Genomic DNA, 14,728 nt, shown 5'->3' on the forward strand with positions numbered 1-14,728 from the left:
ATCCTGCCTCATAAACGGACACCGGCCCCGGTCCTCACCCGTGGGGCGAGCGCCGGGGCCGGTGAGGCGGCCTCAGTGGGCTGCGGTCAGTTCCGCCTTCTCGATCGTCGCGCGGGTGACCCGCTTGCGGAAGATCCAGTACGTCCACGCCTGGTAGGCGAGCACGAGCGGCAGGAAGATGAGCGCGGCCCACGACATGATCTGCAGCGTCATCGGCGTGCTGGACGCGTTCGAGATCGTCAGGCTGAACGCATCGTCCGTCGTCGACGGCATGACGTAGGGGAACAGGGCGAGCCACAGCGTCAGCACGGCGAACACGATCGTGACCGCGCCGGCCGCGAACGCCTTGCCGTCACGGTCGGCGATGTTGAACCACACCGACAGCAGCAGGGCGACCGCCGCGATCACGCCGCAGGCGATGACCGCCCACAGCAGCGGGGCGCCGCGACCGGCGGCGAGGAAGATCGTCCACACCACGGTTCCGGCCGCGAAGATCACGGTCGGGATCGCGAGCTTCTTGCCGAGCGCCTGCGCGTCGTGGTGCACCTGGCCGTCGGTCTTGAGGCCGACGAAGTAGACGCCGTGCAGGAAGAACAGCAGCAGCGTCGTCACTCCGACCCAGAGGCCGTAGGGGTTCAGCAGCGTGAAGAGCGAGCCGGTGAAGTTCTTGTCGGCATCGATCGGCACGCCCTGCACGATGTTCGCGACCGCGACGCCCCACAGCAGGGCAGGCAGTGCCGAGCCGACCACGATCATCCAGTCGAAGCGACGCTTCCACCGCAGGTCGTCACGCTGGTGGCGGTATTCGAACGAGACGCCGCGGGCGATGAGGGCCAGCAGGATCAGCAGCAGCGGCAGATAGAACCCGCTGAAGAGCGTGGCGTACCACTCCGGGAAGGCCGCGAACAGGCAGGCGCCGGCGACGATGACCCAGGTCTCGTTGAGGTCCCAGACCGGTCCGATCGTGTTGATCACCTGGCGCCGCGACACCTCGTCCTTGCCGAGGAAGGGCAGCGACATGCCGACACCGAAGTCGAAGCCGTCGAGCACGAAGTAGCCGACGAACAGCACTCCGACGATGAAGAACCAGAGGTAGGCGAGGTCCATGACAGCTCCTAGTACACCGTGGACGGGGTCTGATCGACCGGGACATCGGACGGGTCGGGGTCATCCGGTCCGGGCAGTGGCTGCGGGCCCTCCTTGACCGTCTTGACGATGAGGCCGAACTCGACGACCGCGAGGATGGCGTAGATCGCGGTGAAGGCGATCAGCGAGATCAGCACGGTCCAGCCGGGGACGTTCGGCGAGACGCCGTCCTGCGTGAGCATCAGACCGAACACGATCCAGGGCTGACGTCCCATCTCGGTGAAGATCCACCCGACGAGGATGCCGAGCAGGGCCAGCGGCGCCTGCCAGACGGCGAGCCGCCACATCCAGCCGGCGACCGGGCGCTTCGCGTTCTTGCGGGTGACCCAGAGGCCCGCAGCAGCGATCGCGGTGGAGAGCAGGCCGAAGCCCATCATCCAGCGGAAGGCCCAGTACGTGACCCACAGGACGGGCGCGAAGTTGCCGTTCACCTGGTCGGCGAACTGCGGGAACAGCTGCGTCGTGTAGAGCTGGTTGAGGTCGTTGATGCCCTCGACGCAGCCGTTGAAGTCGTGCGTCGACAGGAACGCGAGTACGTAGGGAACGCGCAACGACCACACTTCACCGGTGCCGTCGGGGGTGCCGATCGAGAAGATCGAGAAGGAGGCATTGGCCCCGCACGCCGAGTTGAACATCGCCTCGGCGGCGGCCATCTTCATGGGCTGCGTCTGGACCATGACCAGGCCCAGCTGGTCACCGGAGAGGAAGACCGCGACGAAGCCGATGATCATCGCCCAGAGGCCGAACTTCAGCGCCGGGCGCAGCATCTCGATGTTCTGCTTGCGTGCGAGGTGCCAGGCGGATGCCGCGATCACGACACCGGCGGAGAACATGAGCGCCGCGGAGATGGTGTGCGGGAACTGCGTCAGCGCGACCGGGTTGGTCAGCACCTGCCAGAAGTCGGCCATCTCGGCGCGGTGGCCCGAGGCGGACATCTGGTAGCCCTTCGGGTTCTGCATGAACGCGTTGGCCGCGAGGATGAAGTACGCCGACAGCCAGGTGCCGACGACCGTCATCCAGATGGTGAGCAGGTGGATGCGGCGGGGGAGCTTGTTCCACCCGAAGATCCACAGGCCGATGAACGTCGCCTCGAAGAAGAAGGCCATGAGGCCCTCGAAGGCGAGCGGGGCGCCGAAGACGTCGCCGACGAAGCGGGAGTAGCTCGACCAGTTCATGCCGAACTGGAACTCCTGCACGATGCCGGTGACGATGCCCATCGCGAAGTTGATCAGGAAGATCTTCCCGAAGAAGCGCGTCAGGTGCAGCCACTTCACGTCGCCGGTGCGGTGCCACACCGTCTGGAAGATGGCGACGAACAGCGACATGCCGAGCGTGAGCGGCACGAAGATGAAGTGATACAGGGTCGTCAGGCCGAACTGCCAGCGTGCCAGCAGTAGCGGGTCCAGGAAGTCCATCGTCATCCTTCCGAGGGCGGGAGTCTTCTTCGTGACTGAAGCTACACAGGGATTTCCCAGCCCCAGGCGCCCTGGGCCGTGAAAAAGAACCGAGGTCTGATCAGGCCGTGGCGCCGGCGAACATCAGCTGGACGACACACTCGCGCGGGTCGCAGGACGGGCGCATGTCATCGACGGCGAGAGGCCCGCCGGCGGCGCTGAGCACGCTCTGCATGAGACCCAGGTGCACGCGGCACAGCACTTCGCGATGCTCGGCCTGGGAGGAGGCGTGTGCGCAGGGGGTGAGGTCGACGGTCAGCTCGCGCTCATCGACCAGTGGATCGAAGCCGGCGTCGATGAGGTCCTCGACGAGGGCGTCGACCTGATGGAGGGCTTCGGTGTCGAGCTCGGGCGCGGCTCCCGGCAGCACGCGGCGCATGAGGTCGCCCCGCTCGGCGGCGGCGCGCACCTTGCGGCGCTGGATGGCGCTGGAGGCCAGGATGCCGTCGGCCGCACTGTAGAGCACGCGCGGGCGACCGCGGGTGGTGCGGTGCTCCGCCGCCGACACGACGTAGCCCTCGTCGATCAGACGCTGCAGATGCTCGCGCACGGTGTTCGGGTGCAGGCCCGTCGCCTCCACGATCTCGGTGATCGTGCGACGCGGCTGCTCCTGGACGAGGTGCAGGATCTCGACACGTGAATAGCTGGAAATGGCGCTGTACCCAACCGGGCGACCTGTGGTCATACCTCATATTATTCACGGTGTCGGTCGTGCGCGCCACCCCCGATCTGCGGGGGTTTCTTCCGGCCCCGCGGAAAGGGACGTTCGTGCCGTATCGCTGCGCGTCGGCATCCGTTCACCTGCCGTCGATCCGGCGTTCTCTCGCACCCGCAACCGTCGGCAGTGCCGCCGTCACCGTGGCCCCGCCGACCCCCTCATCGAGCGTTCGTCTCGAGTCTGGAGCCGACATGTCCTCCTCGCCCTTGCGCCTTCGCGTGACCGCGTTGCTGACCGCCGCGCTCGCCTGCCTGTCGGCGGGCATCGCCGTCGCCCTGCCGGCTGCCGCCGTTGCGACCTCCGATGGTGTGGTCATCAATGAGATCGAGTCCGACGACGGCAAGAACCCCGACTGGATCGAACTGGTCAACACCTCAAGCGCGGCGGTCGACATCTCCGGCTGGATCGTCAAGGACGACGACGACAGCCGTACCGATGCGATTGCGGCGGGGACGACCCTCGCGCCGGGCGCCTTCTATGTGTTCACCAAACCGGCGATGACGTTCGGACTCGGAAAGGCGGATGCGGCGCGTCTGTTCCGTCCCGACGGCACGACCCTCGTCGACTCCTACGGGTGGACGGCTCACGCCACGGTGACCTACGGTCGTTGCCCCGACGGCGTCGGCGGGTTCACGCAGACCACGACGTCGACGCCGGGCGCGACCAACGTCTGCGCCGCAGCCTCGCCCACCCCGACGCCCACCCCGACCTCGACACCCAGCCCCTCGCCGACGAGCGCGCTGCCGCCGTCCGGCGCCGTGGTCGTCAACGAGGTCGAGTCCAACGGCGGTGACCCCGACGACTGGTTCGAGCTCGTCAACACGACGGATGCCGCGATCGACCTCACCGGCTACGAGGTGCGCGACGACGGCGACGCCGCCGATCATCGTTACGAGCTGCCGTCGGGGTCGATCCTGCCGGCGCGCGGGTTCCTCGTCGTGCAGAAGAGTGTCGGCTCCGCGCCCGGGTTCCCGTTCGGACTCGGCGGCGCCGACAAGGTGCGCCTGTTCGCACCGGATCGCACGACGCTCATCGCCGAGGCGGCATGGACGGCGCACGCCGCGACGACGCTCGGTCGCTGCCCCGACGGCACGGGCGAGCTGCGGGAGACGGTCGCGGCGACCAAGGGTGCGGCCAACGCGTGCGGTGTGCCGGTGGCGATCAACGAGGTCGAGTCCAACGGCGGCAGCCCCGATGACTGGATCGAGCTCGTCAACCGCTCCCACGCTGAGATCTCGGTCGCGGGCATGGTCGTCACCGACTCCGAGACCACGAAGAACCGCTACACGATCCCGACGGGGACGACGATCGCGCCTCAGGGCTACCTCCTCCTGCAGAAGTCGGCCTTCGGCTTCGGACTCGGGGGCGCTGATGCCGTGCACCTCTTCGACCGCGACGGCACCACCGAGATCGATGCGACCTCGTGGACGGCCCACGCCGGCACCACCTGGGGACGCTGCCCCGATGCGACTGGTGCGTTCGCCGATACCTCGGCATCCACTCCGGGCACCGCCAACGCGTGTGCCGGCGACCCGCCCGCGGCCGAGGCGTGGCCGGGAGGCGCGAGCGTGCGCGTGCTCGATCAGAAGAACGAGTACCCCGACGCGAACCTCAGCGGTCTCGACGTCGCGGACGGCACGCTCTGGGCCGTCGAGAACGGCCGTGGACGCCTGCACCGGCTCGTCGCCGACGGCGACGCGTGGGGACAGGCGCCGGGGTGGGCGGACGGCAAGGCGCTGCACTATCCGAACGGGTCGGGGCGGGTGGATGCCGAGGCCGTCACCGCCGTCGGCGACGCCGTCTACGTGGGCAGCGAGCGCGACAACGACGACAACAAGGTGAGCCGTCCCGCGGTGCTGCGCTACCAGCCATCGGCAACGGCGAGTGAGCTCACCGCCACGGCCGAGTGGAACCTCGCCGCCGACTTCCCCGGCCTCGGCGCCAACTCCGGCATCGAAGGGCTGACCTGGATTCCGGACGCGTGGCTCAGTGCCCGCGGATTCGTGGACGCCACCACCGGCGCCCCGTACGACCCCGCCCGCTATCCGGGGCACGGCGACGGGCTCTTCTTCGTCGGTGTGGAGGGCATCGCCGCGGTGTACGCCTACGCTCTCGCCACCGACGGCTCGTTCGCGCGGATCGCGACGATCGCCTCGCCGTTCCCCGTCGTCGCGGAGGTGCAGTTCTCTCGAGACCAGCTCTGGATCGTCTGCGACGACGCCTGCGACGGACGGATCGCGACGTACGCGATCGCCGGGGCGGGGGCATCGGCTGGAACATTCCAGCAGACGCATATCTACGCGCGCCCCGCGCAGACGGCGAACGTCGCAAACGAGGGGTTCGCCCTCGGCGACGCCTGCATCGACGGTGTCACGCCCACCTTCTACGCGGACGACGCCCGCACCGACGGGTTCTCGCTGCGCAGCGGAACGCTGACCTGCACCGACGCCTCGCCGACCCCGACTCCGGCTCCGACGGGCACCCCGGCGCCCACGGGCACGCCGCAGCCCACCGGCCAGCCGTCTGCGACGCCCACGCCATCGGCCACGCTCGCGCCGACGGCCGGTGCGGCCCCCTCCGCAGCAGCGCTGACGACGGCGACGCGCGGCGGGCTGCAGGCCCCGGCATCCGCGGTGCCCGGCCAAGCCGTCACGATCACCGTGCCTGCGGCGGTGCCCGGCGAGCGTGTGCACATGTGGATGTTCTCGACGCCCACCGATCTCGGCACGGCCACCGTGAGCGCAGAGCGCACCGTGGCGGCCATCATCCCGGCGGGCATGGCGACGGGCGTACATCGCATCGTGGTGACGGATGCCGAGGGAGCCGTGCTGGGCTGGACCGAGATCACCGTCGGCGCCGCTGTCCTCGCCTCGACGGGCGACGACGGCGCGGCCTTCGCTCCGGTCGCGCTGGCGGCGGTGCTGGCGGTGCTCCTGGGAGCCGGGCTGTTGCGCCGTCGGCGCTCGGTCAGCCTCGTCCTCTGATCTGCGCCGACGCGGAGCGCGTGCGCGCCGCACTCAGCGTCGATGGAGGCTCTGCCCATAGAGTCGGTGCATGCAGATCTGGCAGTTGCCCATCATCGATGGCGCTGTCCCGATCATCGTCTACACCGTCGCGGGAGCGTTCCTTCTGGTCGTGCTCGTGCGTCGCTGGGACAGGCGCACCATTCTGTGGGCTGCGGGGGGCGCGATCGCGGGAGCCGGGCTTGGCGTGGCGCTCGTGCACGTCGTCGACCGGATGCAGCTGTTCGGCCCGGCGCCCCTGCCGGGATTCGTCGTGCCGTGGGCGGCCGGCGCCCTCGCTGCCTCCGGGGTCGCCCTCGGCGCACTGGTGGGTGCAAGGTGGTGGCGGCGGATCGTGTCCGCCCTCGCCGTCCTGGTGTTTCTCGTCGCCGCGGCGATCGGCATCAACGCCGGTTTCGGGTTGAACCCGACCTTGGCGACGCTCTTCGGTGTCTCGGGCTACGACCCGCTCGATCTGCCCGACGTCGGGCCCACAACCGATGTTCCTGCCGTTCCGCTCGCGCAGTCCTTCGTGCCGCCCGCCGGAATGCCGGCCAAGGGGTCACGCGGCACGCAGGTCATTCCTGCCACGGCATCCGGCTTCGCCGCCCGCCCCGCGGGCATCTACCTGCCTCCCGCCGCGCTCGTTCCGAACGCGCCGGCCCTGCCGCTGGTCATCATGATGATGGGCCATCCCGGAAACCCCGACCCGACCGCGATCAGCGACGTGCTGGACGAGTTCGCCGCCCGCAACCACGGCCTGGCGCCCATCGTGATCGTCGCCGATCAAGTCGGCTCCGCCAACGCCGACACCGCGTGCGCCGACTCTGCGGCCTTCGGCCGGGCGCGCACCTACGTGACGCAGGACGTCGTCGCGTGGGCGAAGGCGCACCTGCGCATCATCAACGACCCCGCCTTCTGGACCATCGCCGGATACTCCAACGGAGGAGGGTGCGCGATCTCCTTCGGGGCCGACTACCCCGCGATGTGGAAGAACATCCTCGACATCTCGGGAGAGCCCTTCCCGGGATCCGAGCAGGTCGCCAACATCACCAAGACCGTCTACGGCGGCAGCAGCGCGGCGTTCGAAGCCTCCAAGCCCGTGAACATCCTGGCGGCCGCTCCGGCCGGGACGTACGCCGGGATGACGGCGGTGTTCACGGCGGGATCCGCCGACCCCGCATACATGGCGCACGCCGACACCCTCGCTGCGGCCGCGCGGAAGGCGGGGATGGTCGTCACCCGCTACGACATCCCGGGCGTCGGGCACACCGGGGACGCGTTGAAGCTCGGTCTGGTCGAGGGCTTCACCGTGCTCTATCCCGTTCTCGGACTCTCGGTCGCTCAGACGCGGTAGCGAGCTGTTGACTTCTCGTCAAGATCGAATTCCTCAAGACTTGCGCAAGATCCGTGCGCTCCGAGCGGCTCGCGAGGCCGCAAGAGCGCTCTATTCAACCGAATGTGCAGGTTGGCGCAAGATTGGCCATATTCACTGGGCGTCTGCGGCTCGAAGACGTAGCGTCGTGACTAAGCGATCCGGCGCCCGAAGCCGGGCAGCGATACGATGAAGGCGACTGTCGGTCTGGGGGGATGCGACGGTCGCCTTCATCGTTCATCTTCACCGTTCGTCTCCGCTCAGCCGGATGCCGCTCGTCGGTGCGTGTCGAAGAACGACCACAGCTGCGCGGTGGCATCCCATCCCCGGTAGACCTGCTCGCCCTGGGGCGTGGATGCGCCGTCGGGTGAGGGCCATTCGTGGCCGTATCCGGCGATGCTGACAAGCTGTACCGTGCGGGAGTCGGGGCAGGCGGCGGTCTCGGTGCTCAGCGGCGGCGCCGAGGTGGTGACATCCTCTTCGCACGAGGCCGCCCGTGCCCAGAGCGCGTGCACATCCCGTTGCGCGGTGGCGTCGATCCGCGCGGTGCCCACGGTGGACGCGCCCCCGTCGTAGAGCACACGGGTGTCGTCCACACCGTGCACGGCCATCACCGAGGTCGGGGCGGGAGCGGTGCACTCCAGCCCGACCGGCATCGTTCCTGACACGGGGCCGATCGCGGCGAAGAGCGTCGTCTCGCACGCGAGTCGGTAGGCCATCATCGCGCCGTTGGACATGCCGGCGGCGAAGACGGCCCCGGCGTCGATCGAAACCCGCTTCTGCACATCGGCAACCGCCGCGGCGACGAACGCCACATCGTCGGTGCCGTCGCGGGCGGACGAGCCGCAGCATCCCCCACCTGCATTCCAGGCCCGGCCGTCACCGTCGGGGTAGAGGATGACGACGCCGTGCTCGTCGGCGATCCGGTCCCATCCGTACGACGCCTCGGCCTGCTGAGCAGACCCGTAGCCGCCGTGCAGCATGACGACGAGTGCGGCCGGCGCGGAGGGAAGAGCGGGCACGTACAGCCGATACGACCGCTCCTGGCCGTCGACGGTGAGCTGATGCTCCGACCTGCCGACGGGGGCGCCTGCTGTGGCAGGGGAGGGCGCGGGTGGATCCACCCTAAAGCGTGCGCACGCGGCGAGGCTCGCCACGAGGGTGAGCAGTGCGATGACGGCGATCGCCCGGCGCATCTGCGGCTGCCTTCCCGATCCCTCAGCGGCGGAATGTGAGGTGGGTCACGCCGCTTTCGGCCGCCTCGGCGCGGACCTCGTACCCGTTCTCCAGGCCGCGCAGGTCGTCCCAGAGGCGGATGCCCCGGCCGAGGATGATCGGCACGACGGCCACATGCAGGTCGTCGACCAGTCCGGCATCGAGGAAGGAGCGCGCGGTCGCTCCGCCTCCGCCGATACGGATGTCACCGCCGGCGGCGACGGCGCGCGCCTGGGCGAGGGCATCCTCGGCCGATGCGTCGATGAAGTGGAAGCTCGTGCCGTTGGCCATCTCGATGGGCGGCCGCGGCGTGTGGGTGAGGACGAACACGGGCACCCGGAAGGGCGGCTCGTCGCCCCACCAGCCCTGCCACTGGGGATCGTCGCCGTGTTCGTGCAGGCCGAACATGCCCGCGCCCATGATCTCGGCGCCGAGGTCGGCGAAGTAGCGCTGCGCATACGCGTCATCTACGCCGGTGGTCCCTGCACCCGTGTCGTCGTGCAGGACGCGCGAGCGGAACGTCCGTGTCGCGGTGTAATCGCGGGTGAGGCGTCCCCAGTCCTCACCGAAGGGTTTGTCCGGGGTCTGATCCGTGGTCGTCGCGAAGCCATCCAGAGAGATGTTCAGATCCAGGCGCACGCGGCTCATGACGACCAGCGTCGGTCATGCGCCGCCGCGACGCAAGAGCGCCGGCGCCGGGGACATGGTCAGCGATGCACCGGATGCGGATCCGCGCACCGGATGCGGATGCCGCGGCATCCGCGGTCCGCATCCGGTGCGCATCTCCGAATCTGCGTGTTCGAAACCTCTGCGCGGGAGAGGTCAGGCCGACGCGAGCGTCGACTGCCAGCCGAGAGCCGGCGCGACGTGCGTCGCGAACGACTCGATGATGCGCAGGTTGAACTCCACGCCCAGCTGGCTCGGGATCGTGAGCATCAGGGTGTCGGCGGACATGACCGCGGCATCCTGCAGGAGCTGGTCGACGAGCACGTCGGGCGCGGCGGCATACGTCTTGCCGAAGGTCGAGCGGAAGCCGTCGATGTAGCCGATGCCGTCGCCCTCCTGGCTGTGGCCGAAGTACAGCTCGTCCTCGGCGGTCGTGATCGGGAACACCGATCGGCTCACCGAGACCCGCGGCGTGCCGGCGTGGCCCGCCTCCGCCCAGGCGGCGCGGAAACGATCGATCTGCTCGGCCTGCAGGATGTCGAACGGGCGCCCGTCGGCCTCGGTGACGAGGGTCGAGGACATCAGGTTCAGTCCCGTGCGTCCCGCCCACTCGGCCGTGTCGCGCGAGCCCGCGCCCCACCAGACGCGCGAGCGCAGACCCGGCGCGTGAGGCTCGATGCGCTGCAGTCCGTGACCGCCGCCGAAAGGCGAGTTGGCGTCGCGCTCGGCCAGGCCCTCGCCGTCGATCGCGCGCAGGAACAGGTCCATGTGCTCGCGTGCGAGGTCGGCGCCGCGCGGGTCGGATGCCGTGTAGCCGAACTTCTCGTAGCCGCGCACGACCGTCTCGGGTGACCCACGGCTGACGCCGAGAGCCAGCCGACCGTCGGAGATGAGGTCGACCGCGGCCGCCTCCTCGGCGAGGTACAGCGGGTTCTCGTAGCGCATGTCGATGACGCCGGTGCCGACCTCGATCCGCTTCGTCTTCGCGGCCATCGCCGCCAAGAGCGGCATCGGCGCCGCCTGCTGGCGGGCGAAGTGGTGCACCCGCACCGCGACACCGTTGACGCCGAGATCGTCCATGCCCTGCGCGAGATCGATCGCCTGGTGCAGCATGTCGCCGGCGGTCAGCTCGCGACCGCCGCCGAGCGGGCCGTAGTGGCCGAACGAGAGAGTTCCGAAACGTTGCATGATGACGACAACGCTACGCTTCCGATATCCATTCCACTGAATGGGTCAACGGCCGTCGCGGACGCTGCGCACGAAGGCCTCGACGTTCTCGCGCAACGCGGCGATGCGCGTCGCGCGCGCGGCCTCGATGTCGAACCCGATGTATGCCGACGCGGGGCGGCGTCGCACGTTCTCGTTGCACTGGAAGCGGTCGCAGGCGAGCGTGCCGACTGTGTCGCCGCGCCGTCCGGCGTCGCCGACGCGCTTGGCCGTGAACAGCAGCACGTCGTTGGGCAGATGGATGTCGTTGCACCACGAGCACTGCGCGCGACTCTTCGGTCGTGCGTCGGCCTGTCGCAGCAACAGCCCGGTCGGTTCCCCGTCGAGTTCGACGACGACGTAGCCCACCAGCGCGAGCTTGCGGTCGCGTGCGCCGTAGAACTGCAGCGCGTCCCAGGGCGTGTCGGAGACGCCGTTCGGGAGGGTGAGGTTGCGGCGCTCGGACTGGGTGACGTTGATGAGCGATGCGCGGATCTGCGCTTCGGTGAGTGCGTGCATGAGCATGCCTTTCGTGAGGTCGTAAGGGCGGATGCCGTGGCGGCATCCGTGAAGCGAGGTCGACGTTCGGCGCCGGGCGCGTCTGAAACGCGGCTCACGGCGCCGAGGCGAACTCACCTCTCATCGGCGAAGAGCTCGCCGATGACCTCCCTCTGGCCCACACGTCGGGGGCCGTTCCCGATACTCACCCCTCCAGGCTACGCCTCTGGTCTGCGGTGGTGGCGCGCGGGGGTCGAAGGCCGGTCTCGATCACGATGCGACCGCCCGTGATCACGCCCGGGCCGTCACCGGGAATCGGGGCGGGGGCGGGAGTGATCTGCTCCGCTTCCCACACCGCTTGCGCCTCTGCCGCGCTCGGACGCCAGATCTCGTCGAACCCGAAGGAGCCGCCGGACGGCCGAGAGACGGCCTCGCCTCGCCGGCGTCGGCGCGCCGTGTCCCAGGCGTACCAGCAGAACCACAATGGTGCCGCGCTGAGGATCACCAGGAAGAACCACATGACGGTAGCCCCGATCATGACGTCAGCGTAAGGCCCGGGGAACACGTCCGCCACGCCGGTGGTTGGATCGAGGTATGACCCGCATCGCGCACACCGACATCGACGTCTTCCCCCTCGCCCTCGGCGGCAACGTGTTCGGCTGGACGGCCGACCGCGAGGAGTCCTTCCGGATCCTCGACGCGTTCCACGCCGGTGGCGGCACCTTCATCGACACCGCCGACTCCTACAGCGCGTGGGCGCCGGGACACACCGGAGGCGAGAGCGAGACGATCATCGGCGCCTGGCTCGCCGAGCGCGGCCACACCGACGTCACCGTGGCCACCAAGGTCAGCCAGCATCCGCAGTTCCGGGGCCTCGCGGCATCCACCGTCCGTGCCGCCGCGGAGGCGTCGCTCGAGCGGCTGGGCGTCGAGTCGATCGACCTGTACTACGCGCACTTCGACGACGCCGATACGCCCCTGGAGGAGACGGTCGCGGCCTTCGGCCAGCTCGTGTCCGACGGTCTCGTCCGCTACACCGCCGTGTCGAACTACTCCGCCGACCGCATCCGTGAGTGGGTGCGCATCGCCCGCGAGCTGGGTGTCGCCGAGCCCGTCGCGATCCAGCCCCACTACAACCTCGTGCACCGCGAGACCGAGAACGACATCGTGCCCGTCGCCGAGGAGTTCGGCCTGTCGCTGGTGCCCTACTTCTCGCTCGCGAAGGGGTTCCTGACGGGCAAGTACCGTTCGACGGATGCCGCGGCCCACGACACGCCGCGCGCGCAGGGTGCCGCGGTCTACGCCACGCCGCAGGGCCTGCAGATCATCCAGGTGCTCGAGCGCATCGGCAAGGCCCACGACGTCTCGATCGCCGCGACCGCCCTCGGTTGGCTGCGCGCGAAGCCGACCGTCGTCGCCCCGATCGCGTCGGCCTCGAAGCTGTCGCAGGTGGCCGACCTTCTCGACGGCGGTCGCGTGGAGCTCACGGCGGACGAGGTCGCCGAGCTCGACGAGGTCTCGGAGTGGACTCCGGCTGACATGTGAGCGCGCCGTAGGCTCGAACGGTGTCTGCCGCTCCCGCCGTGCTCAACGTCTCCGCCTACCTGTTCACCCCGCTGACGGATGCCGCGCAGTTGCGCGGGCCGCTGCGGGAGCGGGCGGTCGCGGCGGGACTGACCGGGACGATCATCCTCGCCGAGGAAGGGATCAACCTCTTCCTGGCGGGTGCGCCGGAGCCGTTGCGCGCCTATCTCGACGAACTGCGCACAGACCCCCGGTTCGCGGCGCTGCGGGCCACGGAGAGCTGGTCGTCCGCGCAGCCGTTCCGCAAGATGCTGGTCAAGCTCAAGCGGGAGATCATCCGGATGGACCGCCCGACGATCCGTCCGGCGCGGGGTCGCGCTCCGGTGGTCTCGCCGGAGACGCTGCGCCGGTGGCTCGATCAGGGGCACGACGACGCGGGCCGCGAGGTCGTCATGCTCGACACGCGCAACGCGTTCGAGGTCGACGACGGCGCCTTTGAGGGAGCCGTGGACTGGCGCCTGCAGCGGTTCACCCAGTTTCCGGATGCCGTCGCCGCGCACAGGGACGAGCTGCAGGAGAAGACGGTGGTCAGCTACTGCACCGGCGGCATCCGCTGCGAGAAGGCGGCGCTGGTCCTCCGCGAGGAGGGGGTGGACGCCTGGCAGCTCGACGGCGGCATCCTGGGGTGGTTCGCCGCGCAGGGCCAGGCGCACTACCGCGGCGACTGCTTCGTTTTCGATGAGCGCGTCGCCGTCGACAGCGCACTCGCGCCGACCGCGGCGGGGTGACGGGCGGCGCGCGTCCGCAGCGGCGAGTACGCTCGCGGCATGCATCACCTGAGCCGGGAGCAGGCGCGTCGCATCGCGGTGCGTGCGCAGCTGCTCGACGCCGACCGTCCGGGCGACGTCGTCGAAGTCGGTGAACAGCTCGGGTCGATCAAGATCGATCCCACGGCGACGATCGCGCCCGCCGAGCAGACCATTCCGTTCAGCCGGATCGGGTGGGGTTACGAGCCCGGCCAACTGACGAAGGCGGTCGAGGACGACCGGGCGCTGTTCGAGTTCGACGGACAGTTCCACGCGGCATCCCTGAAGCCCGCGTTGCTCGCCGGCATGCGCGCGCGGGTGTTCCGCGCGCAGGCGGCCGGGTGGTTGGAGGCGAATGCGCGATTCCGTGCCGACGTCATTGCACGCCTGCGGGCCGACGGCCCGCTGCTGGCCGGCCAGATCGACGACACGAGCCAGGTCGCGCACAAAGACGAGGCCGGCTGGTACGGCTCGAACCAGGTGCCGCGGATGCTCGATCTTCTCTCCTACGTCGGCGAGGCGGCGGTCGTCGGCCGCCAGGGGCGACAGCGCGTGTGGGACCTCGGCGAGCGGGTGTACGCCGGCGTGCCCGCGATCGATCCCGACGAGGCCGCGCACGTGTTGCAGCAGCGCCGGCTGCAAGCCGCCGGCATCGCACGACAGAACTCGCGATGGACCCCGGTCGGCGCGGCCGGGGAACCCGCCACGGTCGAGGGTTCGGCGTGGTCGTGGCGGGTCGATCCGGCCGCGCTCGCCGCACTCGACGACGACGCGGGCGGTCGGGTGGCGATCCTCAACCCCTACGACGGCATGCTCTTCGACCGTCCACGGTTGACCGAGCTCTTCGAGTTCTCCTTCGTGCTCGAGCAGTTCAAGCCCAAGACCCAACGTCGCTACGGATACTTCGCGCACCCGATCCTCGTGGGCGATCGCTTCGTCGGCCTCCTGGATGCAGAGCTCGACAAGAAGAAGGAGAACCTCGTCGTCACGGCCGTGCACGAGTTCATTGAGCTCGAACCCGAGGAGCGCGAGATGGTGGATGCCGAGATCGGTGATCTGGCCGACTGGCTCGGTGTTCCCGTCCAACGGGCGCGGTGACGCACGCGGGCCCGCTGAGA

The 14,728-nt window shown here is 69.5% G+C and carries 13 protein-coding genes; 5 read left to right on the forward strand and 8 right to left on the reverse strand.

Going from position 1 to position 14,728, the window contains the following annotated elements; genetic code table 11:
* Positions 1-72 precede the first annotated feature (72 nt).
* From cydB to DEU37_RS03385, 3 genes are all read right to left on the reverse strand, one after another.
* On the reverse strand, positions 73-1,107 hold the full coding sequence (gene cydB / locus DEU37_RS03375) for a cytochrome d ubiquinol oxidase subunit II (protein ID WP_121189245.1): 1,035 nt from the start codon (positions 1,105-1,107) through the stop codon (positions 73-75).
* An 8-nt stretch (positions 1,108-1,115) separates the two neighbouring features.
* Positions 1,116-2,561, reverse strand: coding sequence for a cytochrome ubiquinol oxidase subunit I (locus tag DEU37_RS03380; protein ID WP_121189246.1), 1,446 nt, complete (start codon positions 2,559-2,561; stop codon positions 1,116-1,118).
* A 100-nt stretch (positions 2,562-2,661) separates the two neighbouring features.
* Positions 2,662-3,285 (reverse strand): metalloregulator ArsR/SmtB family transcription factor, encoded by a 624-nt coding sequence (locus DEU37_RS03385; RefSeq protein ID WP_005051389.1) that lies wholly within the window; start codon positions 3,283-3,285, stop codon positions 2,662-2,664.
* Positions 3,286-3,509: 224 nt separating this feature from the next.
* On the opposite strand from DEU37_RS03385, the gene DEU37_RS15140 reads away from it, so the two are divergent.
* Positions 3,510-6,302, forward strand: coding sequence for a lamin tail domain-containing protein (locus DEU37_RS15140; RefSeq protein WP_310790672.1), 2,793 nt, complete (start codon positions 3,510-3,512; stop codon positions 6,300-6,302).
* A gap of 70 nt (positions 6,303-6,372) precedes the next feature.
* On the forward strand, positions 6,373-7,677 hold the full coding sequence (locus DEU37_RS03395; protein ID WP_121189247.1) for an esterase family protein: 1,305 nt from the start codon (positions 6,373-6,375) through the stop codon (positions 7,675-7,677).
* A 278-nt stretch (positions 7,678-7,955) separates the two neighbouring features.
* Here DEU37_RS03395 and DEU37_RS03400 read toward each other — a convergent pair whose 3' ends face one another.
* The 5 genes from DEU37_RS03400 to DEU37_RS03420 all read right to left on the reverse strand — a co-directional run bounded on the left by DEU37_RS03400 (position 7,956) and on the right by DEU37_RS03420 (position 11,818).
* Complete coding sequence (locus DEU37_RS03400) at positions 7,956-8,891, reverse strand: PHB depolymerase family esterase (RefSeq protein WP_121189248.1); 936 nt, start codon at positions 8,889-8,891, stop codon at positions 7,956-7,958.
* Between the two features lie 22 nt (positions 8,892-8,913).
* A complete protein-coding gene (locus DEU37_RS03405) occupies positions 8,914-9,558 on the reverse strand; it encodes a dihydrofolate reductase family protein (protein ID WP_121189249.1) in 645 nt (214 codons plus the stop codon).
* Positions 9,559-9,732: 174 nt separating this feature from the next.
* Positions 9,733-10,764 (reverse strand): LLM class flavin-dependent oxidoreductase, encoded by a 1,032-nt coding sequence (locus tag DEU37_RS03410; RefSeq protein WP_121189250.1) that lies wholly within the window; start codon positions 10,762-10,764, stop codon positions 9,733-9,735.
* A gap of 45 nt (positions 10,765-10,809) precedes the next feature.
* The gene (locus DEU37_RS03415; protein ID WP_121189627.1) at positions 10,810-11,301 is read right to left on the reverse strand and encodes an FBP domain-containing protein; all 492 of its coding nucleotides are present in this window, start codon (positions 11,299-11,301) and stop codon (positions 10,810-10,812) included.
* A 184-nt stretch (positions 11,302-11,485) separates the two neighbouring features.
* Positions 11,486-11,818 (reverse strand): hypothetical protein, encoded by a 333-nt coding sequence (locus DEU37_RS03420; RefSeq protein ID WP_147424845.1) that lies wholly within the window; start codon positions 11,816-11,818, stop codon positions 11,486-11,488.
* Between the two features lie 56 nt (positions 11,819-11,874).
* Between DEU37_RS03420 and DEU37_RS03425 the strand changes: the two genes are divergently transcribed.
* Genes DEU37_RS03425 through DEU37_RS03435 form a run of 3 tightly spaced genes read left to right on the forward strand, consistent with a single transcriptional unit; the run spans position 11,875 to position 14,708 of the window.
* Positions 11,875-12,825 (forward strand): aldo/keto reductase, encoded by a 951-nt coding sequence (locus DEU37_RS03425; protein ID WP_121189252.1) that lies wholly within the window; start codon positions 11,875-11,877, stop codon positions 12,823-12,825.
* A gap of 20 nt (positions 12,826-12,845) precedes the next feature.
* Positions 12,846-13,592 carry a sulfurtransferase gene (locus tag DEU37_RS03430; RefSeq protein ID WP_121189253.1) on the forward strand — a complete coding sequence of 249 codons (747 nt, stop codon included), beginning with the start codon at positions 12,846-12,848 and terminating at the stop codon, positions 13,590-13,592.
* 39 nt (positions 13,593-13,631) lie between these two features.
* Positions 13,632-14,708 carry a DNA glycosylase AlkZ-like family protein gene (locus tag DEU37_RS03435; RefSeq protein WP_121189254.1) on the forward strand — a complete coding sequence of 359 codons (1,077 nt, stop codon included), beginning with the start codon at positions 13,632-13,634 and terminating at the stop codon, positions 14,706-14,708.
* Positions 14,709-14,728: the final 20 nt, after the last annotated feature.

The sequence above is a fragment of the Microbacterium sp. AG790 genome (genome assembly GCF_003634765.1).
Taxonomy (GTDB): domain Bacteria; phylum Actinomycetota; class Actinomycetes; order Actinomycetales; family Microbacteriaceae; genus Microbacterium.

Excerpts from the sequence above, each read along its gene's own strand:
- cydB (WP_121189245.1), bottom strand. The coding sequence starts at position 1,107 with ATGGACCTCGCCTACCTCTGGTTCTTCATCGTCGGAGTGCTGTTCGTC.
- DEU37_RS03380 (WP_121189246.1), bottom strand. The coding sequence starts at position 2,561 with ATGGACTTCCTGGACCCGCTACTGCTGGCACGCTGGCAGTTCGGCCTG.
- DEU37_RS03385 (WP_005051389.1), bottom strand. The coding sequence starts at position 3,285 with ATGACCACAGGTCGCCCGGTTGGGTACAGCGCCATTTCCAGCTATTCA.
- DEU37_RS15140 (WP_310790672.1), top strand. The coding sequence starts at position 3,510 with ATGTCCTCCTCGCCCTTGCGCCTTCGCGTGACCGCGTTGCTGACCGCC.
- DEU37_RS03395 (WP_121189247.1), top strand. The coding sequence starts at position 6,373 with ATGCAGATCTGGCAGTTGCCCATCATCGATGGCGCTGTCCCGATCATC.
- DEU37_RS03400 (WP_121189248.1), bottom strand. The coding sequence starts at position 8,891 with ATGCGCCGGGCGATCGCCGTCATCGCACTGCTCACCCTCGTGGCGAGC.
- DEU37_RS03405 (WP_121189249.1), bottom strand. The coding sequence starts at position 9,558 with ATGAGCCGCGTGCGCCTGGATCTGAACATCTCTCTGGATGGCTTCGCG.
- DEU37_RS03410 (WP_121189250.1), bottom strand. The coding sequence starts at position 10,764 with ATGCAACGTTTCGGAACTCTCTCGTTCGGCCACTACGGCCCGCTCGGC.
- DEU37_RS03415 (WP_121189627.1), bottom strand. The coding sequence starts at position 11,301 with ATGCACGCACTCACCGAAGCGCAGATCCGCGCATCGCTCATCAACGTC.
- DEU37_RS03420 (WP_147424845.1), bottom strand. The coding sequence starts at position 11,818 with ATGATCGGGGCTACCGTCATGTGGTTCTTCCTGGTGATCCTCAGCGCG.
- DEU37_RS03425 (WP_121189252.1), top strand. The coding sequence starts at position 11,875 with ATGACCCGCATCGCGCACACCGACATCGACGTCTTCCCCCTCGCCCTC.
- DEU37_RS03435 (WP_121189254.1), top strand. The coding sequence starts at position 13,632 with ATGCATCACCTGAGCCGGGAGCAGGCGCGTCGCATCGCGGTGCGTGCG.